This window comes from Methylobacterium sp. Gmos3, from assembly GCF_056430985.1.
This window is the reverse complement of the sequence record NZ_JBWJYL010000010.1, coordinates 95372-118648: the sequence shown is the minus strand read 5'-3', so window position 1 is coordinate 118648 and position 23277 is coordinate 95372. Positions and strand designations below refer to the sequence as shown.

The window sequence follows — 23277 nt, the reverse complement described above, 5'->3', positions numbered from 1 at the left end:
TGTTTCCAGACACGGCTGAAACCTTCGTCTGGATCGCTGCTCTAGGGCAGCGCCACGGACCAGCGCTTCCGGCCGGTCGGGCAGCAATGCCCATCGCCTTTCCGCCAGACTTCCGTTTCGAAGGAGACGCCGCCTGGCGTGAAGGAGACGTTGGTCGCGGACTTGCCGCTCAGGTTGGGCAGCGTCCGAAGGAACCGCCAGCCATCCTGTTCCTTGCGGAACACGGCGGCGGCGAACATCTCGGCATTGCCGGTGGGATCGTTGACGTAGGTCGCGAAGGCGACGGCCGTCGATCCGGACGGCGCGTAGCTGACGGTCACGTGCGAATCCGCGTCGAGGCGGCAACCGCTCGGGTTTCCCTGCCGGTCGTAGCAGTTCAGCGATCGATCGGTCGTGAACCACTTTCTGACGGCGCCTCCGGCGGGACCGGAAGGCGTCGCTGCGCTCGCCGCTTGCGGAAGGGACAGCAGCAACGCCGCGCCCAGCAGAACACGTTTCTTCATGTGTGACACTCGCGGTTGCGGCAGGTCATGGAGGTGCGGCGAAGCCGCCAGAAGTCTTGTGCGCCAATGTCCGACACTGGCGGCTGCGCCCAAGTGGAGGCGAAGACGTCATCGATCTCCCACCGTGTTCGATGGGATCGCCCTGCTGTCATTGCCAAGCGGAGCCGAAGTTTTCCAGCGCGCGACCTGTCCGAAGAAGGCCGCGCCGCCTGGATTGCTTCGCCGATGCTTGCAACGTCGGTGATCGCCCCGAACGGATCAGTAGGCCGCCGCGCCGGCCAGGGCAGCCCCGAAGAGGCCGAGCGCCGCGCCGGCCGCCAGGGCGCCGGCATCGGGTGCGTAATAGCCGGGGCCGTAATAGCCGTAAGGACGCCCGTAATAGCCACGGTAGCCGTAATGCCGGTAGCCGCCGCGATACCCGCCGAAATGGCGGTATCCGCCTCCGAAGCCGCGTCCCGCATGGAAGCCGCCGAACCCGCGTCCGCCGCCATGGGCGCCGGCGAAGCCCCGGCCGCCGCCGCCGCCACGGAACCCGGCGGCCTCCGCCGCCGGAGCGACCGCGAGGGTGAGAGTGAGCGCCGCCGTCGTCATCGCCAGAAACGTCTTCATGTCCGCACTCCCCGACCGGTCTCTGTCGCCGGTGATGGAGACGAGAATGGGATAACCAACCTGAGATTGCGTACCTGCAATCGGTAAAATTGGAACGAACTCCATGTCTTCATAGATGTGTTGAGCGGGAAGTAAATATTCGGTCAAGCAGGTCACCCGTGCCGCGAGCAACGAGGATGCCGCGCTGCAGTATACGGTCTGCCGAAGATTTCGCCGGCGCGGGCAAGGGGCGGCCTGTGTCCTGCGATCCCAAGATCGGGCCCGGGGAGGGGAGTATCGGCTTCCGCTGACGCGAGGTCGGTCGGGGGCCGGGCCTTCTGCCCGATGGACGTCCGTCGGGCTTCGACCGTCTCACTCTGCGGTCTTGCCGGGCAGTCCGGCGATCTTGCCGGCCGCGTGCAGGAGTTCGACGGGAAGCATGGCGATGATCGTGCTGTTGTGCTCGACGCCGATCTCCGTGAGCGTCTGGAGGCGGCGCAGTTCCAGCGCCCCCGGCGCGGTGGCGATCATGGTCGCGGCTTCGGCGAGTTTCTGCGCGGCCTCGTTCTCGCCCTCGGCCTTGATGATGCGGGCGCGCTTCTCGCGGATGGCCTCGGCCTCGCGGGCGATGGCGCGCTGCATCTGCTCCGGGATATCGACGTCCTTGATCTCGACGGCATCGACCTCGATGCCCCAGCGCTCGGCGGCGGAGGACAGCAGGTCGAGCAGCCGCTTGTTGATGGCGATGCGGTCCTTCAGCATCTGATCGAGATCGCTCTGGCCGATGGCGTCGCGCATCCCGGTTTCCGCCGCCTGGATCACGGCCGTGCGCCAGTTCTCGACGGCCGTCACCACGCGGGCGGGATCGATCGCGCGATACCACAGCACGGCATTCACTTTGACAGCGACGCCGTCGCGCGTGATCGTCTCCTGCGTTTCGAGCTGGACGGTGATCGTCCGGGTATCGACCTTCACGACGCGGTCGATGAACGGGATGAGCCAATACCAGCCCGGCCCCTTCGTCGTACCGAGCCGGCCCAGGCGAAAGAGGACCGCCCGCTCGTATTCCTGGTTGATGCCGAGCGTCTTGAGGCCGAGACCCAGCACGATGATGATCGCCGTGGCGATGATCGCGTAATCCATGTCGCGTCCTTCGATGTCGCGGGTCGGGCCGGACCGGGAAGACCCGCGACGCCGCCGTTCAATGCGTCTTCGCGACGATCCAGCCGATGATCGCATCGGCCACCTGCTGATTGTTCGTCTCTAGCATCATCATGTGACCGTTGCCTCGGATGCCGTGGTCGGCGAGCGCGAGCCGATCCGGCTTGGCCCCGGCCTGCGTGAGGAAGGCGGCGGTGCAGTCGTCCATCGTGGCCCGGAACGAGGCCTCGCCCGTCACGATCACGGCCGGAACCTTGGCCAATTGCGGCAGCTGCCGCGCCGGCTCGGCTTGCAGCCAGCAGCGGATCTGGTCCGGCCGGGCGGGCCGGTCGGCCTGGACGACGGTCAGATCGGTCGGGGACGTCACCGGCGGCTCGAAATGGAGCGGCACGCGGGTGATGCCGTAGGGCCGGGCACGGGCGTCGCCGATCCGCTCGTACCAGTCCGCCCCGCCCTTGAACTTGATGTCGAAGAAGGTCGGCCCGTTCGGCTCGACGGCGACGTGCGCCTTCACGAGGTCCGGTCGCTGGTCGGAGACCGCCCAGCCGAAAACGCCGGCCTGGGAATGGGTGAGGACGACCGAGGGGCCGATCTTCTCCAAGAGGGCGATGAGGGCCGGGTCGACGAGTTCCTCGCTCTTCAGGGCGCTGGCGAGGTAGGGCACCTGCGACAGGTAGAACTGGTCGAAGGCCGCGTTGCCCTTCACGCCCGGCCCCCCCGGCCATTGGGTGTGCAGCTTGGCCTGCGGAAACAGATCGAACCTCTCCTGCCCGGTGAAGATGCTCTCGAGATCACCGGTGGTGAGGCGGGCGTAGGGTCCGTAGACCTCCGGGTTGTCGCCCGAGCGCCCACGCCCGACCTGATCGATGACGTAGACGGCAAAGCCGCGTTCCACGAAGCGGTCGACCCAGCCCGGCCGCCCGTCTGGCGTGCCGAGGAAGTTGACGCCGGTCTGGGCCGTGCCGTGCACCATCACCACGGGATAGGGCTGCGTGACCTGTTCCGGCGCGTGGTATTGGACGAACATCTGGCCGAGGGCGATGTCCTTTCCGCCGACGGTCTCGTACCGGCCTCCGACGAAGAAATAGCCCTCGCGCTGGGCGGGCTTGAAGACGGCGGGGACATCCGGCGTCGAAGGCTTCGGGTCGGCGGCGGCGGCGCCCATCAGCCCGAGCAGGGCACCTGCCGTCATGAGTACGGTCTTGAGCATCGTCATCCTCCCGGGACGTCTGGCGCGTCCTGCCGAGACTATCGGCGGCGCAGCGCCCGCCGTCCACACACCCGTGCAGAGGCGCATGTACGGAGTGGGGGCGTCACTGCCCTAGAGCGGCATCCGATCATGTTGGTTCAGCCAGCCTTCTCCAGATCGTCCCCTCATCCTGAGGTGCCGTCGCAAAGCGGCGGCCTCGAAGGAGGGCTCCAGGGATCGCGCGGCAGGCTGGAGCGCTCCTTCGAGGCCCGCTGACGCGGGCACCTCAGGATGAGGTGAGAGGGTTGGAGCCGCCTCAACGTGATCGGTCACTGCCCTAGCGGTAGGCCGCCGCCTGGAGTTCGAACAATTCGGCGTAGCGACCGCCCTCGCGGACCAGGTCCTCGTGCGTGCCCGCCTCCCGTACCCGGCCGTCCTCCAGCACGACGATCCGGTCGGCGCGGCGCACGCTTGAGAAGCGATGCGAGATCAGGAGCGCGGTGCGCCCCACCGCGAGGGCGCGGAAGCGGGCGAAGACCTCCGCCTCCGCGCGGGCGTCGAGCGCGGCGGTCGGCTCGTCCAGCACCAGCACCTCGGCCTCACGCATGTAGGCGCGCGCGATCGCGAGCTTCTGCCACTCGCCGCCGGAGAGATCGACGCCGTCCTCGAAGCGCCGTCCCAGCCGCTGGTCATAGGCCGCCGGAAGCCGCCTCACCATGGCGTCGGCGAGCGCGAGCCCCGCCGCGCCTTCGATCCGGGCCGCATCCGCCCGCGCCTCGATGCGCCCGACCGCGATGTTGTCGCTCGCCGTGAGATCGAAGCGGACGAAGTCCTGGAAGATCACGCCGATCCGCGTACGCAGACCATCCGGGTCGTACTCGCGCAGGTCCCGCCCATCGAGCAGGATGCGCCCCTCGGTCGGGTCGTAGAGCCGCGCCAGCAGTTTGACGATCGTGGTCTTGCCGCTGCCGTTCTCGCCCACCAGCGCTACGACCTCGCCGGCCCGGATCGTGAGCGAAAGGTTCCGCACCGCCCAGCGCTCCGCGCCGGGATAGCGGTAGCCGACGCCCTCGAACACGAAGCCATCGCGGATCGGCGTCGGGACCGGCGCGGGATGCTCCGGCGCGCGCAGCCGGGGCGACAGCGCCAGGAACGTGAACAGGTCGTCGAGATACTGCGCCTGGCCCGAAAGCTGGGAGAGGCCGAGCAGCAGCCCCTCCACGAGGCCGCGCAGGCGCAGGAAGGCGCCCGTCAGGAAGGTGAGGTCGCCGAGCGTGAGCGTGCCCGTGGCCGCCCGCAGCGCGATCACGAGGTAGGCGAGGTAGTAGGCCAGCGTGCCGAGGCCGGCGAAGAGCCCTCCGGCCAGGGTCCGGCGTAGCGCGAGGCGGGTGTTCTCGCGCAGCGCCCGGTCGGCGAGGGCGCCGAAACGCTCGGCCAGGTAGCCGCTGAGGCCGAACAGCTTGATCTCCTTGGCGGTCTCGGCCCCCGCCCCGAGCTGGCGCATGTAGTCGGCCTCGCGACGCTCCGGCGAGCGCCGGTAGGCGAGGCGATAGCCCTGCCGGTTGAAGTGAAGCTCGTTGAAGAAGGCCGGGATCAGGGCGAGCACCAGCAGGACGACGAGCCAGGGCAGGAACGCGACGACGGCCACGGCCAGCGAGAGGGCCGTGAGGCCGTCCTGGATCTGCCCCAGCAACTGGCCCATCGGGTTCGCGCGCCACGCGACCTGGCGCCGGGCGCGCTCCAGCCCGTCCTGCACGGCGGAATCCTCGAACTGGGCGAGATCGAGGGTCGCGGCGTGCGCCATCAGCCGGAGCGTGATGACGTTGCCGGTCATCTCGGCCAGGACGCCGTCCACGAGGCTCGTCGCGCGCCCGAGCAGGTCGGAGGCGAGCGCCAGGGCGAGCTCGATTCCGATCAGCAACCCCACCTGGTGCACGAGCGGGCTGGCGAACCAGGCCGAGGCGCCCGCCTGCGCGGCGGCATCGGCCCGCCCCGCCACCACCGTGTCGACGACGAGCTTGGCGACATAGAGCATCAGCGCCGGCACCGACGCCCGGGCGAGCCGCAACCCGACGCTCAGAAGCGTCAGGGCGCGGCTCGTGGTCCACGCGAGCCGGAACAGGGCGGGCAGGTGCCGGAGGGGGCCGGCTTGTGTCGCGGCTGCGCTGCGGAGCCGCGCGATGCTCGATGAAGGCAAAACAGATCCCGTCCCGCTCGCGCCGTCTCAGACGATGCGGTGACGCAACGCGGATGCCCCGCGTTCGGGTCAGCCTCCCGGCATCGACGGTTCGCCGCCGAAACTAGCGCAGCGTCGGCGACTCGCCCGGCTTGAGGTGCGGTTCACCCCCGCCGGGGCCGCCGGGCGAGACATGATCGTTCAACCGCGCCAGATGCTCGAACACATGGTCGAAGGCGGCGGTCACCGCCTTCTCGAAGGACCCGTCACGCTTGTCCTGGGCCTCCTTCAGGGCGCTGAGCAACTGATGGTGCTTCTCGGTGTCGCTGGACATGGCACGCCTCCCGGCCGGCCGATGGGCCGGCATGGGTGGCAAGCGCGCGGCGTCACCGCGAGTTCCGGGGGGCAGCCCGCCGGAGCATGTCGAGGAAATTGCGCAGCTCCGTCAGCCTGCGCCGCTCGTCGGTCACCTCGGCGTCGAGGCCGAGGCGCCACGCGAGGTCGGGCCGCTCCGGTTCGCGGTGGAGCGCGTCGATCTGGTCGGCATAGCCTTCGACATCGGCGCGGGCGGAGGCGAGGCCCGCCTCCACGAGCCCGTCCGCCTGTCGCCGCAGGGCGCCGGCCACCTCGTCGAGGCCGATCTCGGGATGGTACTGCACCCCCCAGAACGTGCCGCGCCCGAACCGGATCTCGGCGGCCTGGACCGTGGTGACGCCGTTCTCCGCCAGCAGCACGGCGCCGGGCGGCAGCGACTCGACCTCGTCCGTATGGATCGACGGCGCGTCGAAGGCGCCGGGCCGGCCGGCCAGGAGCGGATGCGTGCGGCCGGCTTCGGTCGGGGTGATCCGCCGCGCGAACGCCGCCTCGGGCCGGCGGGCGTTCGGACGGACGCTGCCCCCCGCCGCGACGGTCGCGACCTGCAGCCCGGCGCAGGAGCCGAACGACGGCGTGCCGGCCTCGAAGACGGCCCGCATGAACGCGATCGTGCGCCGGGTCTCGCCCGTTTCCTCGTAGAGGTGGAGCGGCGACCCGCTGAGCAGCACCGCGTCGTAATCGGCGAGCGCGGTGCCTTCGGCCAACGCGGCCTCGGCGTCGGCGGGAAAGACCCGGTCGCAGACGGCGCCGGGCGCGAGCCGGCCCAGGACATCGAGATAGGTCTCGCCCGAGGAGCGGCCGACGCTGGCGCGGCGCTTCTCGCGGGCGTCGGGCGTTTCGCTCTCGGCGATGAGCAGACGCAGGTTCGGACGGTCGGGGGCCACACTCTGCCTTTGCGATGATGATCCCTCGGCAGGGTTGGCGAACGGCATGGAGCACGAGGGTTGCGATGCATGGCATCAACCCCGCAACGTCCGTGCGTATGCGTGCGGCATCCTGGCAGGGAGGGACGCCGGCCCCGCCCGCGGCGCTGGGGCCGCGGGCGTCCAAGGGTCTCGCGGGCGGCTCAGCCGGCGATGTCGGCCTGCCGCGCGGCCACCACGGCGAAGAGATCGGCGAGGGCGGCGAGGCTCGCCGCCTGGAGATGCGCGGCCGGGACGACCGAGCCGTCCGACGCGGGAAGGTCGCGCGTCGCCGTCGCGGAGGCGACCACGGTGGGGCGGAACCCCAGGGTGAAGGCACTGCGCGCGGTGGAGTTGATGCACATGTGCGTCATGAATCCCGCCAGCACCACGTCCTTCACGCCGGCGGCCTCCAGCCTCGCCTGAAGGTCGGTGCCGGCGAAGGCGCTCGGATAGGCCTTGGTGATCACCGGCTCGTCGCCCCTGGGCGCCACCTCGTCGCTGATCCGGCCGATCGCCGCACGGACGTCGTAGGGCGAGCCCGGCCCGGCATCGTGCTGGATGTGGATGATCGGGATGCCGGCGTCGCGCGCCCGTGCGAGCAGGGCGGCGGCCTCGCGGAGGGCCGGCTCGACACCCTCGAGGCGCATCACGCCCTCGCGGTAGGTGTTCTGCAGATCGACCATCACCAGGGCGGAGCCCTCGAGCGATGCCGGCTCCGGGCTGAGACCGGACAGGTTGCGCAGGGTGACGAGATCCGACATGCCGCTTCTCCCTTCAATTCGGGTAGCATGTGCGCGGGCATCGACGCGGGGGCAAGCCCCCGGCGCGGCCCAAGGGCGGCGGATGCAGGGTATTCGGCCTACCGAGACAGCATGGTCGCGCGTTCCGATGAGCACAAAGCCGAACGTTGTGACGAAGATGCTCTGTGGTGTCGCGAATCGACTTCATACGGTTCGTTCATTAAGCTTCCGGTCTTGAAAAGGTGCGTGTATCGCGGCGGCGGACAGCTCTTCCGACCGAACCCGTTCGGTTCGCTGGCCGCCTCGTCGGAGACACGCCGGTTTCGGATCCGGCGGGTCGCGCGACGGTCCGGCGGTTCAGTTGAGGACGTCGTCATGCGGTTGCGAACGCTCCTTGCCCTCGTCTTCGCCGCCGGGGCGCTGCTCCTCACCTTCGCCGCCACGATCGCCGTCTCCCAGTTCGTCGCCAAGCGGGTGCAGATCCGCGCCGAAGCGCACACGGCGGAACTCGCGGAGCATCTCCGCCAGATCATCGACGCCAACATCACGGAGCGGCTCGGCGACATGACCGTGCTGGCCTCGGTGGCCCGGACGAACGCGACCACGCCCGAGGCGCGGCGCACCTGGGTCGATGCCTTGCGCGCGAGCTACCCCGCCTATGCCTGGATCGGCTTCGCGGACAGGAACGGCGTCGTCCTCGCGAGCAGCGGCGGCATCCTCGAGGGCGAGAGCGTCGCGGCGCGCCCGTGGTTCGAGCGCGGCATCGAGGCGCCGTCCGTCATCGACATCCACGAGGCGAAGCTTCTCGCCACGCATCTGCCGGCGCTGCCCTACGGCGAACCCCGGCGCTTCGTCGATGTCGCCATGCCGGTCCGCGATGCGTCCGGGGCCAAGGTCGGCGTCGTCGGCGGCCATCTGAGCGTCAGCTGGATGCGCGAGATGAGCCGGGCGGCCATCGGCAGGGCCCTGAAACGGGAGCCGAACGTCGAGGTGCTGATTCTCGCGGGCGACGGCACCGTCGTCCTCGGCCCCGGCGACCAGTCCGGCGAAAGGATCGAGACCGATCTTCCTGCCCTGTCGGGGCTGGCGGCGGGCGCCGAACTCGCCAGCGCCCGCGGCCGGTGGCCCGACGGAGGCGATTTCTTCACCGGCGCGAGCCGGGGGCAGCCCTCCGCCGACAAGCCGTCCCTGCCCTGGACCATCCTGGTCCGTCAGCCCGTCGAGATGGCGAAGGCCATCTCCGATCCGATCATCAACCGGCTGATGCTCGGCGGCGCGGCCTTCACGCTGCTGTTCGCGCTGCTCGGCTGGTGGGCGGCCGAGCGTCTGGCCGATCCGCTGCGCGCCCTCGCCAGGGCGGCCGGCGACATCAGCAACGCCCCCGCCGGCACGCGGCTTCCCAAGCCGCGCGGGTATCTAGAGATCACCGAACTGACGGACGCGCTGATCGCCCTGCTCGCGCGCCTGAGCGAGCGCGACCGCGCCCTCGAACAGGCCAATGCCGATCTGGAGGGGCGTGTCGCGGCCCGGACCACCGAACTGGCCGAGGCCTGCGACCGGGCCGAGGCGGCGCAATCGCGCGCCGAAGCCGGCGAGCGGGCCAAGAGCGACTTCCTGGCCACGATGAGCCATGAGGTCCGCACGCCCCTGAACGCCATCGTCGGCTTCGGCGACTTGCTGCGGGACGACACGAGCCTCACCCCGGCCCAACGCCGCTGCATCGATCAGATGCGCGCCGGATGCGAGGTCCTGACCACGGTGGTCAACGACATCCTCGATTACGCGCGCATCGAGGCGGACGGCGTCACGCTCGAGGCGGCTCCGTTCTCGCCCTACGCCCTCGTGGAGGAGACCGTGGCCCTCGTCGCCGGCACCGCCGAGGGCAAGGGCCTCGACCTGCGGATGGAGGGCGATCCGGCGGAGGGGGCGCTCGTGATCGGGGACAAGACCCGGCTGCGGCAGGTGCTGCTCAACCTCGTCAACAACGCGGTGAAATTCACGCCGCGCGGGTCCGTCACCGTCGCGATCACCCAGACGGCGACGCCCGACGGCATCGCCCTGCGCGTCACCGTCCGCGACACCGGCATCGGCATCCCCGACGAAGCCCAGTCCCGGCTCTTCACCCGCTTCGTGCAGGCCGACAGCAGCACCACGCGACGGTTCGGCGGCACGGGGTTGGGCCTCGCCATCGCCAAGGAGCTGATCGAGGCGATGGGCGGCGTCATCGGCCTGGAGAGCCGGAACGGCGAAGGCTCGACCTTCTGGTTCAGCCTCGTCCTGCCCGCCGCGCCGACCGCCGCGGAACGCCCCGACCGTGCGCCCGTGGCGGCCTCGCGGGGCGCCTTCGGCCAGTCCCTGCCGCAGCCCGCCCACCTCCTCGTCGTCGAGGACGGCGCGATCAACCGCGAGATCGCCCAGATGGTCCTGGAAGCCATGGGATACCGCGTGTCGACCGCCTGCGACGGGCGGGAGGCCATCGCCATGGTCCAGGACGAATCCTTCGATCTCATCCTGATGGACATCGAGATGCCGATCATGGACGGCGTCACCGCGACTCAGACGATCCGGAGCCTCGACAGCCGGGTCCGCGACCTGCCGATCATCGCGATGACGGCGCATGTCCTGCCGGAGCAGGTCCGGGCGCTGTTCGCGGCCGGCGTGGACGACCATGTGGGCAAACCCTTCGACCGGGCGCACCTGCAGGCCCTCATCGAGCGCCACCTCGCGCGGGCCGGGGAGCGCGCGAGTTCGGCGGCCTGAACCCGGCCGGTGAGCCTCGGGGCGATATCCCCCGGAACGGGACCGATGCGCGCGCATTCTCCTCGGGATCGAACAGGAGCATCAGCATGCGCATCGTCGGACACGCGGCCGCCATCGCCCTCGTGACGCTCATGGGCGTCGGCGCGGCCGAGGCGAAGGGCTGCATCAAGGGCGCGATCATCGGCGGCCTCGCGGGCCATTACCTCGCCGAGCGCGGCGTCGTCGGCGCCGTGGCCGGGTGCCTGGGGGGCCGCTACCTCGCCAAGCGGCAGGATGCCCGGCGCAGGGAGATCGAATACGGCTCGCGGGTGCAGCCGCGCGACACCGGTTACGGTTCGTCCCAGACTTACCCGCGCCGGTCCTACAACTACTGAGGATCATCGAAGGGAGCGGCCTCCCCGCTCGGAAGACGACGTCAGGGCAGCGACATGGTCGATACGAACAGGGTCACGGGCGCCGCCCGCGAACTCGGTGGCAAGGTGCAGCACGCCGCGCGGCATGTGGCCGACGACGTCTCGGATCAGGCCGGCGACGTGCTCGAACAGGGCCGGCGCTACGCCTGGGAGGGCCATCAGGCCTCCGTCGAATGGCCCCATGCGTCCCTCGTGGTCGCCGGTCTCGTCGGCTTTGGGCTCGGCCTCCTGGCCGCCAAGATCTGAACCTCGTCCGGTGCCGTCCTTCCGGGTCCGTCCCGGAAAGGCGGCGCCGATTCGGCCTCTCTTTCACCGCTTGAAGCTCCGAATCGCGCTCCGACAGCCGGGCGCAAGCGTCGACCCGATCGTCGCGAAGCAGGCCTTATGGTGCGGGACCTGACCGGATGTGGCGGTTCCCCGGATGGTGTCGCTCCGCTCGCGAAGACGGGTGATACCGTATGAGCCGAGTGTCCCCGGAAACACTCTAACGGGCCTGCGGCGTCGCGGCCGATGTCCCCGCACACTCCCGTTCGAAGCTGACCCGCCGCCCGCTCGCGAGGCCGGCGAAACGGCCCGTTGCGCTTGCATGATAGTGCCGGCGTCCCGTTTTCTCGACTCTGGTATATTGCATACCTGTGCGGAACGTGCAGGATGCAGCCACGCGAGCTCGAAGAAGCCGACGCGGGAGGAAGCCAATGGAACACCGATCAGCCTCTGGCACGGCGGCGGTTCATCGCGACGCCCCGAGGGATCCCGAATCAGCGAAGTGGTGGCAACTCGCCTTCGGCGTCCTGTGCATGGCGATGATCGCCAACCTGCAATACGGCTGGACATTGTTCGTCGACCCGATCGACAGCAAGTTCCACTGGGGCCGCGCGGCCATCCAGATCGCCTTTACGATCTTCGTCGCCACCGAGACTTGGCTCGTCCCGATCGAGACATGGTTCGTCGACCGGTACGGCCCGCGCCTCGTGGTCTGCTTCGGCGGCGTCATGATCGGCCTCGCCTGGGTGATCAACTCCTACGCCGATTCCCTCACGCTGCTGTATGTCGGCGCCGTGGTCGGCGGCATCGGGGCGGGTTCGGTCTACGGCACCTGCGTCGGCAACGCCCTGAAGTGGTTCCCCCATCGGCGTGGCCTCGCGGCCGGCGCCACGGCGGCGGGCTTCGGCGCGGGCGCAGCCATCACCGTCGTCCCGATCGCCAAGACGATCGCGTCGAGCGGCTACGAGACGGCCTTCCTCTATTTCGGAATCGGCCAGGGCCTCGTGGTGATCCTGGTGTCGTTCCTGCTGCGCAAGCCGTCCACCCTCAGCCCGGTCCAGAAGCGCAGCGTGCGCGTGCCCCAGACGAAGGTCGACCGCACGCCCAAGCAGACGGTGCGCACCCCGGTCTTCTGGGTCATGTACGCCATGTTCGTCATGGTCGCCTCCGGCGGCCTGATGGCGGCGGCGCAGATCGCCCCCATCGCCCACGACTTCAAGGTCGCCGGTGTGGCGGTCAGCCCGTTCGGCCTTCAGATGACCGCCCTGACCCTGGCGATCTCCCTCGACCGCATCTTCGATGGCTTCGGCCGGCCGTTCTTCGGCTGGGTGTCCGACAATATCGGCCGCGAGAACACGATGTTCCTCGCGTTCAGCATCGCCGCGACGGCGATGATCGTCCTGCTCAACTTCGGCATGAACCCTTACGTCTTCATCCTGGCCACCGCCGTGTATTTCGGGGTGTTCGGCGAGATCTACTCGCTGTTCCCCGCCACCTGCGGCGACACGTTCGGGTCGAAGTTCGCGGCGAGCAATGCCGGGCTCCTCTACACCGCCAAGGGCACCGCTGCCTTCCTCGTCCCCTTCGCGAGCATGATCTCGGCGAGCTACGGCTGGTCGGCCGTCTTCACCCTGATCATCGGCCTCAACATCGTGGCCGCGTCGCTCGCGATGTTCGTGCTGAAGCCCCTGCGTCGCCGCTACCTCACCGAGGCGCCCGCCGGGGCCGCCGAGGCCGCGAAGGTCCAGGCGGCACGGATGGCGTGAACGAAGACGCGCGCCGCCCCCGAGCCGGCGCGCGCCCTTTCGAACGCGAAATCTTGTTCTCAACGCTGGTATATCGTATACCAATCTTGGCCAAACGAGCCGAGCGCATCGTGCCCCGCACCGGATCGGACGGTCGGGACGGTACCGTAACCACAACAAGCTGCTGGGAGGCCCAACCATGACCGCTGTGGCGAAGAAGGTCGACATGTCGGCCGCCGACGATGCCATCGCCGAGTTCTACTCGCCGACGGAGCAGACCGACGGGTTCCACCTCGTGATCGATGCCCTGAAGCTCAACGGCATCACCACGATCTACGGCGTGCCCGGCATCCCGATCACCGATCTCGGCCGCATGGCCCAGGCCGAGGGGATCCGCGTCCTGTCCTTCCGGCACGAGCAGAACGCCGGCAACGCCGCCGCCATCGCGGGCTTCCTCACCAAGAAGCCGGGCATCTGCCTCACGGTCTCGGCGCCGGGCTTCCTCAACGGCCTGACCGCGCTCGCCAACGCCACCACCAACTGCTTCCCGATGATCCTGATCTCCGGCTCGTCCGAGCGTGAGATCGTCGACCTGCAGCAGGGCGACTACGAGGAGATGGACCAGCTCGCCATCGCCAAGCCCCTGTGCAAGGCGGCGTTCCGCGTGCTCCACGCCTGCGACATCGGCATCGGCATCGCGCGGGCGATCCGCGCCGCCGTGTCCGGCCGTCCCGGCGGCGTCTATCTCGATCTGCCGGCCAAGCTGTTCTCCCAGGTGATGGATGCCGAGGCCGGCGCGAAGTCGCTGGTGAAGGTGATCGACGCGGCGCCCGCGCAGCTGCCGGCGCCGTCCGCCATCGCCCGCGCTCTGGCCGAGTTGAAGAACGCCAAGCGTCCGCTGATCGTGCTGGGCAAGGGGGCGGCCTACGCCCAGGCCGACGAGCTCGTCCGCGAACTCGTGGAGCGCAGCGGCATCCCCTACGTGCCGATGAGCATGGCCAAGGGGCTCCTGCCGGATACGCATCCGCTCTCGGCGGGCGCCGCGCGTTCGACGGCGCTGAAGGAATCCGACGTGGTGCTGCTGGTGGGCGCGCGCCTCAACTGGCTGCTCTCGCACGGCAAGGGCAAGACCTGGGGCGAGCCCGGCTCCAAGCGCTTCATCCAGATCGACATCGAGCCGCGCGAGATGGACTCGAACGTCGAGATCGTCGCGCCGGTGGTGGGCGACATCGGCTCCTGCGTCGCCGCCCTGCTCGACGGGATGCGCGACGGCTGGACGGGGGCGCCGGCCGAGTGGGTCGAGACGATCCGGTCCAAGCGCGAGGCCAACATCGCCAAGATGGCCCCGAAGCTCATGAAGAACACGGCGCCGATGGACTTCCACTCCGCCCTCGGCGCCCTGCGCACCGTGATCAAGGAGCGGCCGGACGCGATCCTCGTGAACGAGGGCGCCAACACCCTCGACCTCGCCCGGGGCATCATCGACATGTACCAGCCGCGCAAGCGCCTGGATGTCGGCACCTGGGGCGTCATGGGCATCGGCATGGGCTTCGCCATCGCCGCCGCCGTCGAGACGGGCAAGCCGGTCCTCGCGGTCGAGGGCGACAGCGCCTTCGGCTTCTCCGGCATGGAGGTCGAGACCATCTGCCGGTACAAGCTGCCGATCTGCATCGTGGTCTTCAACAACAACGGCATCTATCGCGGCACCGACACCGACCCGACCGGCCGCGACCCGGGCACGACCACCTTCGTTCCGGATTCCCGCTACGACCGGATGATGGAGGCCTTCGGCGGCGTCGGCGCCCAGGTCGTCACGCCGGACGAGCTGAAGCGCGCCGTCGAGGCCGCGATGGACTCCGGCAAGCCGACGCTGATCAACGCGGTGATCGACCCCGCCGCCGGCAGCGAGAGCGGCAATATCGGCAGCCTCAACCCGCAGAGCGTGATCAAGCGCAAGTAACGGGAAAACTTCGTTCGCGAAAAGAAGGCAATCGATCCCACACTCGACCTCATCCTGAGGTGCCCGCCTCGGCGGGCCTCGAAGGAGGGCTCCAGATGGCTCGGCGATCTCTGGATCTCTCCTTCGAGGCTGCTTCGCAGCACCTCAGGATGAGGAACAGGGTGGGATCAAACGGTGGCCGGGCCGGACAACCGATCGGGAATCCACCATGATCGCCCCCAAGCTCGCGGGACGGCTCAACGCCCCGCTCCGGCTCCCGACGGAGGATCCCCTTCCGCCGGGCAGCCACATCCTCGGCCTCTTCGCCGAGCGCGACGCGCGGCTCTACGTGCCGGAAGGCCTCGCGCCGCGCCGGCCCGTCCCGCTCGTGGTCCTGTTCCACGGCGGCGGGGGCAGCGCCGAGAAGATCATGCCGATGCTCGCGGTCCACGCGGAGGCGCGCGGCTTCCTGCTGCTCGTCCCGCAATCGCTGCATCCGACCTGGGATCTGGTCATCGCGGGCAACGGCCCCGACCGTGACCGGCTCGAACACGCGCTCCAGGCGCTGGGTTCGCACTTCCTGCTCGATCCGGCCCGGATCGCCTTCGCGGGCCACTCGGATGGGGGGAGCTACGCCCTCTCCCTCGGGCTCACCAACGGCGACCTCGTCAGCCACGTCATCGTGTCCTCCGCAGGGTTCATGTCGGTCCAGACGCAGGTCGGCGCACCGCGCGTCTTCATCTCGCACGGCACGCGGGACGAGCAGATCCCCATCGACCGCAGCGGCCGGACCCATGCGCAACTGCTGCGCGCGGCCGGCTACGACGTCACCTTCGTCGAATACGACGGACCGCACGCCTACGACCCTGCGGTCGTGCGGCGCGCGGTCGATTTCTTCATGACCGAGCGGGAGCCTCCGCACGGGGCTTGATCTTCAACTGGTCGATGGCCCACAGCCACGTCCCGTCCGCCTGACGCCGCGCCGCCTCGACGGACAGGACGCCGTTCGCGAGCCGGGCGAAGGTCAGCGCGAGGCCGTCCCGCACGAGGGCCGGCAACGTCTCCGCCTGCGGGAACTCGGACTTCCGGGCGAGAAGGTCGGTGTAGAACCGGCGGATCTCGTCATGTCCGGTGGCGACGATTGCGCCGGCCGCCAGCACCGCCTCGGGCTCGTAGAGCGCCACCAGACCCTCCACGTCTCCGGCATTGGCGCGGGCATTGAACAGGCCCGCGAGGTCCCCCGGCTCCCGTGCGCCCGCGCGCGTCTGCTGCTGTTCCTGCATGGTGTCCTCCCGGCGGCTCATCGCAGCCGCTCCCCGTTGCCGTCCCGCACCGCCACCGTGACCGGAACGCCCGCCTTCACGCTCTCCGAGACGGTGCAGAACCGCTCGAACTGGGCGAGCACCTGCTCGATCCGGGGCATGGCCCCGGCGGAGGCGCCGAGCGTGATGTCGACCGTGATCCCGCCGATGCGCAGGCGCCGCTCGGCGTTGCGGACGATCTCCGCGGAGGCCCGCGCCGTGACGCCGCCGCCCTCCTGCCCGAACTTGCCGAGGGCGAAGGCGAGGCTGGCGCAGAGGCAGTTGGTGACCCCCGCGATCAGCAATTGCTCCGGCGCAGGCCCCGACCCGTGCCCGATCGGATCAGGCTCGTCCGTGTTCAGCGTCGGAAACGCGGCGCCGAAATCGACCACGAACTTGAAGCCCTCGATCTGGGTGATCGTGATGCTGGGTGCGAGCGTCATGCCGTCCGCGTCCTCCGCTGATCTCCGGCTCGCCCCGCGGATGCGGATCGAACATTCGGCTTGACTGCCATTCTACATGTGGCATACCAAATACCAATCACCGAGTCACCCGTCGGGAGGGAGAGCCTCTCGTGCAGGAAGCAAGGGAGAGAACGCCATGATTGAGCCGCGGGTCACAGACCGGCCGAGCGCCTGAGCGCATCATGGCACAGGATCTCGATCTCTCCGGGCTAGTGGATGCCGTCGGCGACGCCGTGGTGGTGTCCGATCCCGACGGGGCCATCGTGGTGTGGAACCCGGCCGCCGAGCGGATCTTCGGCTTCGGCCAAGCCGAGGCGCTCGGCCAGCCCCTCGATCTGATCACCCCCGACCGCCACCGCCGCCGCCACTGGGATGGCTACGCCAACACCATGCGCACGGGGGTCACGAAGTACGGCACGAAGCTCCTGCGCGTGCCGGCCCTGCACAAGGACGGGCACAGCCTGTCCATCGCCTTCACCGTCGGCCTCCTCAAGGACGAGGACGGCACGGTGACCGGAATCGTCGCCGTCATCCGCGACGAAACCGAGCGCTGGAGCGAGGAGAAGCGCCTCCGCCAGCGAATTTCGGACTTAGAAGCCGAAAGCAAAGAGCGCATTCCGACCTGAAAGACGAAGTCTTTCAGAGAGTCAGTATTCCATCCACGGGAGGAACTAAAATGTCTCAGCCGCTCGAAGGCATCAAAATCATCGACTTCACCCACGTCCAGGCGGGTCCGGCCTGCACCCAGCTCCTCGCGTGGTTCGGCGCCGACGTCATCAAGGTCGAGCGCCCCGGCGCGGGCGACGTCACCCGCAACCAGCTCCGCCACATCGAGGATGCGGACGCCCTCTACTTCACGATGCTGAACTCGAACAAGCGTTCGCTGACCCTCGACACCAAGACCAAGCAGGGCAAGGAAGTCCTCGAGAAGCTGATCCGCGAGTCGGATGTGATGGTCGAGAATTTCGGCCCCGGCGCGCTGGACCGCATGGGCTTCTCCTGGGCGCGGATCCAGGAACTGAACCCCGGCATGATCCTCGCCTCGGTGAAGGGCTTCTCGGACGGCCACCATTACGAGGACCTGAAGGTCTACGAGAACGTCGCGCAATGCGCCGGCGGCGCCGCCTCGACCACCGGCTTCTGGGACGGCCCGCCCACCGTGTCGGCCGCTGCGCTCGGCGATTCCAACACCGGCATGCACTTGGCCATCGGCATCCTGACGGCGCTCCACCAGAAGACCAAGACCGGCAAGGGCCAGAAGGTCGCCGTGTCGATGCAGGATTCGGTGATCAACCTCTGTCGCGTAAAGCTGCGCGACCAGCAGCGTCTCGAGGCCGTGGGCTACCTCGAGGAATACCCGCAATACCCGCACGGCACGTTCTCGGACGTGGTTCCGCGCGGCGGCAACGCGGGCGGCGGCGGCCAGCCGGGCTGGGTGCTGAAGTGCAAGGGCTGGGAGACCGACCCGAACGCCTACATCTACTTCACCATCCAGGGCCATGCCTGGGCGCCGATCTGCAAGGCCATCGGCCGCGAGGAGTGGATCGACGATCCGGCCTACAACACCGCCCGCGCCCGCCAGGACAAGATCTTCGACATCTTCAACACCATCGAAGCCTGGCTCGCCGACAAGACCAAGTTCGAGGCGGTCGACATCCTGCGCAAGTTCGACATCCCGTGCTCGCCGGTCCTCACCATGAAGGAGATCGCCGAGGACAAGTCGCTCCGCGAGAGCGGGACGATCGTCGAGGTCGCGCATCCGAAGCTCGGCTCGTACCTGACGGTCGGAAGCCCGATCAAGTTCTCGGACCTCAAGGTCGACATCAAGGCCTCGCCGCTGCTGGGTGAGCACACCAACGACATCCTGGCCCAGCTCGGCTACACGCAGCAGCAGATCGCCGAACTGCACGACGCCAAGGCCGTCTGAGCAGGATAAGGCCCGGCGGGGGCGGACCTGGTCCGCCCCCGTTCCCCTTTTCAGCGGCACATCCCCGGTGCGAAGACACGGATCGATGATGACCCGCTTCCGAGACCGCTTCGTCCCCCGCCTCGCGCCGGTCAGCCTCCTCGAGCGTGCAAGATCCGCCTGCGGCGCGCTCCTCGGCCTCCTCTGCACCGGCCTGATCGCCCGTGCCGCCGTCGGCTCGGGGCCGGACCTGCCCATCCTGATCGCCCCGATGGGGGCCTCCGCCGTGCTGCTCTTTGCGGTTCCCGCGAGCCCGCTGGCGCAGCCCTGGTCGATCCTCGGCGGCAACATCGTCGCCGCGCTGGTGGGCGTCACCGCCGCCGCCCATATCGGTGACGCCATGCTCGCGGGCGCGGTCGCCGTGGCGGCGGCCATCGCGGTGATGATGCTGCTCGGCTGCCTGCATCCCCCGAGCGGCGCGGTCGCGCTCACGGCGGTGCTCGGCGGCCCCGCCATCCGCGACCTCGGCTACACCTTCGTCCTGTGGCCTGTCGGGGCGAACTCGCTCCTGCTCCTGATCTGCGCGCTCTTGTTCAACAACCTCACGGGGCGCCGCTACCCTCACGCCGCGCCGGGAGCGAACCAGGGGGCCAACGATGCGAGCGCGGCGACGGGCTCCGGCCTGACCCGCGCCGACATCGACGCCGCGCTTGCCCAGTTCGACGAAGTCCTCGACATCGATCCCGGCGACCTGCAGGCGATCCTGCGCCGGGCGCAGATGCATGCCTCCCTGCGCCAATCCGGCCAGACGACCTGCGGCGCCCTGCTCACGCGCGGCACCCGGGCGATCGCGCCGGACACGCCGCTACGCGACGCGCTGGCGAGCCTGCGCCACCATCGCGTGACGATGGTGCCGGTGACGGACGAGAGCGCGCGGGTGCTCGGCGTCGTCACGCAGAACGACCTGATCGACAAGACGATCAACTGGGAGCGGCGGACGCCCCGCCTCGGCCTCGGGCGGCGGCTCGCCCTGATGCTTCAGCGCGGTCGCGCCCCCCAGGGCACGGTCGCCGACGTCATGACGACGGGGGCCGTGACCCTGGAACAGGGCATGGTCGCCGGGCAGGCGGCCTGGCGGATGATGCAGGCGGGCCTTCACCAGGCGCCGGTCGTCGGTGCGGATGGCAGGCTGATCGGCATCGTCGACCAGATGGACCTGATCGGCGCGATGCTGGCCGACATCGCCAGCGACCCTGCCGGCGTGCCGGTGCCCGAGCGTCGCGTGGCGGGCCTGCGCACCGGCTGAAGCGGATTCGGCGGGAGGCGCTGCCGGATCGGTCGGCACCGTCCTCGCATTCGGCCCTCAGTCCAGATGGTCGCCGTAGGTCTCGACATGGGTCGCGAGGCCCAGCCCGTGTTCGCGCACCAGCCGCTCGGCGAGATCGGCGTCACGCGCCTCCAGCGCCTCGATGATCTTCACGTGCTCCTCGATCGAGGTCGAGGCGCGGTCGCTCTGCCGCACGGCGATGTTGCGGATGCCCCGGACATGCATCAGCAGGTTGCCGCACAGGCCCTGGATCACCTCGCATTGGCCCAGCGAGAGGATCTTCTGATGGAAGCGGATATTCGCTTCCGAATACTCATCGAGGTGTTCCTGCGGCTTGCCCTCGAAGAATTCAGGGAACATCCGCCGGATGCAGGCGAGGTCGTCCTCCGACGCGCGCGTGCAGGCCAGCCGCGCCGCCATGCTCTCCAGGGCCGCCCAGGCCTGGATCATGCCGACGATCTCCTTGCGGGTCTTCTTGACCACGAAGATGCCGCGCCGGGGCTCGTTGCGCACGAAGCCTTCCTGTTCGAGCACGGTCAGCGCCTCGCGGATCGGCGTGCGGCTGACGCCCAGCGACTGCGACAGGCTGCGCTCGTCCAGCCGGATATCGCCGGGCTGGCCGTAGATATCCATTTCGGTGATCGCGGATTTCAGCGCTTCATAGGCAAGCGTACGGAGACTCGTCGCCGGAACGATCGGGTTGATCGCAAGATTCTGCATGCTGGTCCGCAACACTTCTGCGCTGAAACGGGAGCGACGCTGGCACGAAGGCGCCGCCGCGCAACGCTCGGAAGATGATCGTTCGGCCTTCGAAACACAAGGCGAACCCTCTGTCTCGCGCGCGGATCTCACCACCTGTTGACAACAGGTATTATGTATACCAAAGTTTAGCCGAGGAACCGCTCCGAGAAGGGCGGACCCGAAGGAGGAGCGTGATGGCCAGCCTATCAGGCCGGACGCACGACGCCATGGCAACCGCCCGGGTCGCCGCGCACGGATCCGTGTCCGTTCACCGATATCGCCAAGCCGTGGCCCGTTCAGGGGCTCGAACGGCATGACCGATCGTCCGCGTGAAATCGCAACCGAGCCGGCGAGCGACCCGATGAAATACTTGACCATCCTGGAATGCCCGGTCGTCTATTCGGCCGAGAACGATCATGGGCTGGCGAGCAAAGACATGCTGCCGCGCTTCGGCGTGACGTCGGGCCTCGAAAGCCAGCATGTGCGGGTGCTGGATGCCCGCATCACCTCCGTCTGCATCTGGACGAGCGAGTTCCTCGCCAAGCGCTACTTCGGCAAGGACTGGTCCGAAAAGGCCGAGGCGATCTGGGACGGCCAGTATCAGATCCGCTTCGAACCGATCGACGCCGCCTCCGCCGCCTGACGCGGTGTCCGCCGAGACCGGCTTCCACGCCTGGAACCCCGGCCTCGGCTCGGGCCTGCCGCGCCACATCCGGCCGCTGGCGACCGTCTTCCAGCCCGAGAACGCCGAGACGCGCTTCGCGGAGAGCGAAGAGCTGAGCGACGTCTGCGGGATCCAGGCCAGCCGGCTCAGCCTGTTCCGGGCGGACCGGCTCGTCGTCCACGAACTGTTGGTCCGCGTCATGGCGGATCTCTCGATCCCCCTCGGCGCGGTCTATGCCGATCTCGGCGTGAACTTCCGCCGGATCGTGGCGACGATCTGGCGCGAAGGCATCGAAGCGCGCCTGCCGGACATCCGGGATGAACTCGGGGCGATCCGCGAGAAGGCGGATTCGCTTCTGCGCAGTCAGATCGCGACCCTGCTCGACGGACCGGTCCGGGAGGCGCCGCCGATGCGCGTCTCCCGGACCTGGCTCGACCGCCTGACCTGGGGCCTGCGCGCGACGGTACCGGATCCCGTCGGCGAGCCCGCCCCCCGAAGCCCCGACGAGCCGGCCGGCGAACCGGGCAGCCTGGAAAGGGCGGTGTGGGACGCCCTGCGGAGCGTGACCGCGAGCCTCGTCGCCCGCCAGGGCTACCTGCCCCGCGACGCGGATCTCCTGCGCCGGATCGGCGCGATCCTCGTGTCCAACGCCTACGGAAGCCGGCGGATCGGCGTGATGATCGAGCCCTGGTTCGACGCCGTCGTCGCCCGCGAGGGCTATCGCCGGGTCCGCGCCCAGGAGCGCCCGGTCGTCATGAACGTGAAGGGGGCCTCGGCCTCGGGCAAGAGCACCATCCGCCCCTACCAGCGGGCGCTGGCCGAGCGCACCGGGGCGGATTGGCACGATTTCGCGGTCATCACCCCCGACGTCTGGCGCAAGTTCCTCCTCGATTACGACAGCCTGGGGCCGGCGCGGCGCTACGCCGGTCCGCTCACCGGGTACGAGGTCGAGATCGTCGACGAGAAGCTCGACCTCTACATGGCGCAAAAGGCGGCCGAGGGCCGGATGTCCCATCTGCTGATCGACCGGTTCCGCTTCGACAGTTTCGCGGTCGATGCCGCGATGGACCGTCCCGGCCAGCTGCTGACCCGCTTCGGCCACACGATCTACCTGCAATTCATGGTGACGCCCCCCGAGGAGACGGTGGAGCGGGCGTGGAAGCGCGGCGAGGAGTTCGGCCGCTACAAGGCCGTCGAGGATCTGCTCGCCCACAATGTCGAGGCCTTCGCGGGGATCCCGCGCCTGTTCTTCCTGTGGGCGCTGCGGCGCGACAAGGTCGTCGCCTTCGAGTTCCTCGACAACACGGTGCCGAACGGCGAGGTGCCCCGCACGATCGCCTTCGGCGGTAACGACGCGATGACGATCCTCGACCCGGCGGCGCTCCTCGACATCGAGCGCTTCCGCAAGATCAACGTCTATGCGGAGACGCCGGACGCGGTCTACGCGGGCGTCGACCGCGCCCCGGAGCACAATATCGGGTTCCTGAAGGCCTGCATCCGCCGGCTCGGGCAGGTGCGTTTCGCCGAGCGCGGGACGGGCCGCGTCTATGCGCGCTTCGCGCATGGGGCCTTGGTCGAGCGGGACCGGGTGGTGCTGGAGCGCGTCTGCGCCGATGCCACGCTCCGCGCGACCTGCGATGCCATAGGCCTCTTCGCTGCCGGACAGGGTGTTGAGAGCCCGCCGGACAGGCCGCCCTTCACGGCGGACCTGACCCTCGGTTCAGGCGGATTTCGCGCTGCACCAACGGCCTGACGGGTCCCCACCACCGTCCTTGGTTCGCGTCTCTCGCGACGACGGCCTAGCAGGGAGGGGCCACGTCTCCCCGAAGCCCGTTCGCGCCTTTTGTGCCATGCACAATTTGCATGCGCGAACTTGGTATTTTGCACTTGGTATACAACGAGTCCGAGCCCTATATCGCTCTCATCGCAGCGCAACATAGGCCCCGGAGATTACGATGCTCGCCACCGCCCTCGCCGCTTTCGTCCTCTTCGCTTCGGTGCAGTGCCTGCTCGTCGTCTATGTCGCCGACAAGCTCACCCCCGGCACCGCCGACGACCGCAGCAGCCGTCAGAGCCCCACCCCCAGCCACGCCCGCTACGCCTGAGCCCGGCGCCG

Annotated in this window: 23 protein-coding genes; 12 read left to right on the top strand and 11 right to left on the bottom strand. The window is 69.1% G+C overall.

Annotated elements, in window-relative coordinates; all coding sequences use genetic code 11:
* Positions 1-41: 41 nt before the first annotated feature.
* From ACS5Q7_RS21135 to ACS5Q7_RS21100, 8 genes are all read right to left on the bottom strand, one after another.
* A complete protein-coding gene (locus ACS5Q7_RS21135) occupies positions 42-512 on the bottom strand; it encodes a hypothetical protein (protein ID WP_478341235.1) in 471 nt (156 codons plus the stop codon).
* A 249-nt stretch (positions 513-761) separates the two neighbouring features.
* Positions 762-1112, bottom strand: a complete 351-nt coding sequence (locus ACS5Q7_RS21130) for a hypothetical protein (protein WP_478341234.1) — start codon at positions 1110-1112, stop codon at positions 762-764.
* 351 nt (positions 1113-1463) lie between these two features.
* Positions 1464-2234 carry a slipin family protein gene (locus ACS5Q7_RS21125; protein ID WP_478341233.1) on the bottom strand — a complete coding sequence of 257 codons (771 nt, stop codon included), beginning with the start codon at positions 2232-2234 and terminating at the stop codon, positions 1464-1466.
* Positions 2235-2292: 58 nt separating this feature from the next.
* Positions 2293-3462, bottom strand: a complete 1170-nt coding sequence (locus ACS5Q7_RS21120; RefSeq protein WP_478341232.1) for an alpha/beta hydrolase — start codon at positions 3460-3462, stop codon at positions 2293-2295.
* 316 nt (positions 3463-3778) lie between these two features.
* Positions 3779-5638 (bottom strand): ABC transporter ATP-binding protein, encoded by a 1860-nt coding sequence (locus ACS5Q7_RS21115; protein WP_478341231.1) that lies wholly within the window; start codon positions 5636-5638, stop codon positions 3779-3781.
* Between the two features lie 103 nt (positions 5639-5741).
* Positions 5742-5951, bottom strand: coding sequence for a hypothetical protein (locus ACS5Q7_RS21110; RefSeq protein ID WP_478341230.1), 210 nt, complete (start codon positions 5949-5951; stop codon positions 5742-5744).
* A gap of 52 nt (positions 5952-6003) precedes the next feature.
* A complete protein-coding gene (locus tag ACS5Q7_RS21105; protein ID WP_478341229.1) occupies positions 6004-6876 on the bottom strand; it encodes a type 1 glutamine amidotransferase in 873 nt (290 codons plus the stop codon).
* Between the two features lie 182 nt (positions 6877-7058).
* Entirely contained in the window at positions 7059-7658 is a 600-nt protein-coding gene (locus ACS5Q7_RS21100; RefSeq protein WP_478341228.1) for a cysteine hydrolase family protein, read from the bottom strand.
* Positions 7659-8012: 354 nt separating this feature from the next.
* Between ACS5Q7_RS21100 and ACS5Q7_RS21095 the strand changes: the two genes are divergently transcribed.
* The 6 genes from ACS5Q7_RS21095 (at position 8013) to ACS5Q7_RS21070 (ending at position 15689) form a co-directional block, all read left to right on the top strand.
* Complete coding sequence (locus tag ACS5Q7_RS21095; protein ID WP_478341227.1) at positions 8013-10397, top strand: hybrid sensor histidine kinase/response regulator; 2385 nt, start codon at positions 8013-8015, stop codon at positions 10395-10397.
* 86 nt (positions 10398-10483) lie between these two features.
* Positions 10484-10771: a hypothetical protein gene (locus ACS5Q7_RS21090; RefSeq protein ID WP_478341226.1), complete on the top strand. Its 288-nt coding sequence runs from the start codon at positions 10484-10486 to the stop codon at positions 10769-10771.
* A gap of 54 nt (positions 10772-10825) precedes the next feature.
* A complete protein-coding gene (locus ACS5Q7_RS21085) occupies positions 10826-11056 on the top strand; it encodes a hypothetical protein (protein WP_478341225.1) in 231 nt (76 codons plus the stop codon).
* Positions 11057-11505: 449 nt separating this feature from the next.
* Positions 11506-12840, top strand: a complete 1335-nt coding sequence (gene oxlT / locus ACS5Q7_RS21080; RefSeq protein ID WP_478341224.1) for an oxalate/formate MFS antiporter — start codon at positions 11506-11508, stop codon at positions 12838-12840.
* 178 nt (positions 12841-13018) lie between these two features.
* Positions 13019-14779: an oxalyl-CoA decarboxylase gene (oxc, locus tag ACS5Q7_RS21075; protein ID WP_478341223.1), complete on the top strand. Its 1761-nt coding sequence runs from the start codon at positions 13019-13021 to the stop codon at positions 14777-14779.
* 208 nt (positions 14780-14987) lie between these two features.
* Complete coding sequence (locus ACS5Q7_RS21070) at positions 14988-15689, top strand: alpha/beta hydrolase (protein WP_478341222.1); 702 nt, start codon at positions 14988-14990, stop codon at positions 15687-15689.
* On the opposite strand, the gene ACS5Q7_RS21065 is transcribed toward ACS5Q7_RS21070, so the two are convergent.
* Positions 15655-16062 (bottom strand): hypothetical protein, encoded by a 408-nt coding sequence (locus ACS5Q7_RS21065; protein WP_478341221.1) that lies wholly within the window; start codon positions 16060-16062, stop codon positions 15655-15657. The two genes, ACS5Q7_RS21070 and ACS5Q7_RS21065, sit on opposite strands and share 35 nt — an antisense overlap.
* Complete coding sequence (locus tag ACS5Q7_RS21060) at positions 16059-16502, bottom strand: OsmC family protein (RefSeq protein ID WP_478341220.1); 444 nt, start codon at positions 16500-16502, stop codon at positions 16059-16061. Before ACS5Q7_RS21060 ends, ACS5Q7_RS21065 begins: the two co-directional genes overlap by 4 nt.
* A 203-nt stretch (positions 16503-16705) precedes the next feature.
* Between ACS5Q7_RS21060 and ACS5Q7_RS21055 the strand changes: the two genes are divergently transcribed.
* From ACS5Q7_RS21055 to ACS5Q7_RS21045, 3 genes are all read left to right on the top strand, one after another.
* Positions 16706-17149 (top strand): PAS domain-containing protein, encoded by a 444-nt coding sequence (locus ACS5Q7_RS21055; protein WP_478341219.1) that lies wholly within the window; start codon positions 16706-16708, stop codon positions 17147-17149.
* Between the two features lie 50 nt (positions 17150-17199).
* Positions 17200-18450, top strand: a complete 1251-nt coding sequence (gene frc, locus ACS5Q7_RS21050) for a formyl-CoA transferase (protein ID WP_478341218.1) — start codon at positions 17200-17202, stop codon at positions 18448-18450.
* Positions 18451-18538: 88 nt separating this feature from the next.
* Positions 18539-19735: an HPP family protein gene (locus ACS5Q7_RS21045; RefSeq protein ID WP_478341217.1), complete on the top strand. Its 1197-nt coding sequence runs from the start codon at positions 18539-18541 to the stop codon at positions 19733-19735.
* A 57-nt stretch (positions 19736-19792) separates the two neighbouring features.
* Here the strand turns inward: ACS5Q7_RS21045 and ACS5Q7_RS21040 are convergent, their stop codons facing one another.
* Entirely contained in the window at positions 19793-20476 is a 684-nt protein-coding gene (locus ACS5Q7_RS21040; protein WP_478341216.1) for a GntR family transcriptional regulator, read from the bottom strand.
* Positions 20477-20858: 382 nt separating this feature from the next.
* On the opposite strand from ACS5Q7_RS21040, the gene ACS5Q7_RS21035 reads away from it, so the two are divergent.
* The 3 genes from ACS5Q7_RS21035 to ACS5Q7_RS21025 all read left to right on the top strand — a co-directional run bounded on the left by ACS5Q7_RS21035 (position 20859) and on the right by ACS5Q7_RS21025 (position 23266).
* Complete coding sequence (locus ACS5Q7_RS21035) at positions 20859-21140, top strand: hypothetical protein (protein ID WP_478341215.1); 282 nt, start codon at positions 20859-20861, stop codon at positions 21138-21140.
* Between the two features lie 4 nt (positions 21141-21144).
* Entirely contained in the window at positions 21145-22914 is a 1770-nt protein-coding gene (locus ACS5Q7_RS21030) for a DEAD/DEAH box helicase family protein (protein WP_478341214.1), read from the top strand.
* A gap of 202 nt (positions 22915-23116) precedes the next feature.
* Positions 23117-23266 carry a hypothetical protein gene (locus ACS5Q7_RS21025; protein ID WP_478341213.1) on the top strand — a complete coding sequence of 50 codons (150 nt, stop codon included), beginning with the start codon at positions 23117-23119 and terminating at the stop codon, positions 23264-23266.
* The last annotated feature ends 11 nt before the right edge of the window (positions 23267-23277 follow it).

Bases quoted from the DNA above. Each gene is read 5' to 3' on its own strand.
- ACS5Q7_RS21125 (WP_478341233.1), bottom strand. From the start codon at position 2,234: ATGGATTACGCGATCATCGCCACGGCGATCATCATCGTGCTGGGTCTC.
- ACS5Q7_RS21085 (WP_478341225.1), top strand. From the start codon at position 10,826: ATGGTCGATACGAACAGGGTCACGGGCGCCGCCCGCGAACTCGGTGGC.
- ACS5Q7_RS21130 (WP_478341234.1), bottom strand. From the start codon at position 1,112: ATGAAGACGTTTCTGGCGATGACGACGGCGGCGCTCACTCTCACCCTC.
- ACS5Q7_RS21110 (WP_478341230.1), bottom strand. From the start codon at position 5,951: ATGTCCAGCGACACCGAGAAGCACCATCAGTTGCTCAGCGCCCTGAAG.
- oxc (WP_478341223.1), top strand. From the start codon at position 13,019: ATGACCGCTGTGGCGAAGAAGGTCGACATGTCGGCCGCCGACGATGCC.
- ACS5Q7_RS21040 (WP_478341216.1), bottom strand. From the start codon at position 20,476: ATGCAGAATCTTGCGATCAACCCGATCGTTCCGGCGACGAGTCTCCGT.
- ACS5Q7_RS21045 (WP_478341217.1), top strand. From the start codon at position 18,539: ATGACCCGCTTCCGAGACCGCTTCGTCCCCCGCCTCGCGCCGGTCAGC.
- ACS5Q7_RS21120 (WP_478341232.1), bottom strand. From the start codon at position 3,462: ATGCTCAAGACCGTACTCATGACGGCAGGTGCCCTGCTCGGGCTGATG.
- oxlT (WP_478341224.1), top strand. From the start codon at position 11,506: ATGGAACACCGATCAGCCTCTGGCACGGCGGCGGTTCATCGCGACGCC.
- ACS5Q7_RS21070 (WP_478341222.1), top strand. From the start codon at position 14,988: ATGATCGCCCCCAAGCTCGCGGGACGGCTCAACGCCCCGCTCCGGCTC.
- ACS5Q7_RS21100 (WP_478341228.1), bottom strand. From the start codon at position 7,658: ATGTCGGATCTCGTCACCCTGCGCAACCTGTCCGGTCTCAGCCCGGAG.
- ACS5Q7_RS21090 (WP_478341226.1), top strand. From the start codon at position 10,484: ATGCGCATCGTCGGACACGCGGCCGCCATCGCCCTCGTGACGCTCATG.
- frc (WP_478341218.1), top strand. From the start codon at position 17,200: ATGTCTCAGCCGCTCGAAGGCATCAAAATCATCGACTTCACCCACGTC.
- ACS5Q7_RS21065 (WP_478341221.1), bottom strand. From the start codon at position 16,062: ATGAGCCGCCGGGAGGACACCATGCAGGAACAGCAGCAGACGCGCGCG.
- ACS5Q7_RS21035 (WP_478341215.1), top strand. From the start codon at position 20,859: ATGAAATACTTGACCATCCTGGAATGCCCGGTCGTCTATTCGGCCGAG.
- ACS5Q7_RS21055 (WP_478341219.1), top strand. From the start codon at position 16,706: ATGGCACAGGATCTCGATCTCTCCGGGCTAGTGGATGCCGTCGGCGAC.
- ACS5Q7_RS21025 (WP_478341213.1), top strand. From the start codon at position 23,117: ATGCTCGCCACCGCCCTCGCCGCTTTCGTCCTCTTCGCTTCGGTGCAG.
- ACS5Q7_RS21060 (WP_478341220.1), bottom strand. From the start codon at position 16,502: ATGACGCTCGCACCCAGCATCACGATCACCCAGATCGAGGGCTTCAAG.
- ACS5Q7_RS21095 (WP_478341227.1), top strand. From the start codon at position 8,013: ATGCGGTTGCGAACGCTCCTTGCCCTCGTCTTCGCCGCCGGGGCGCTG.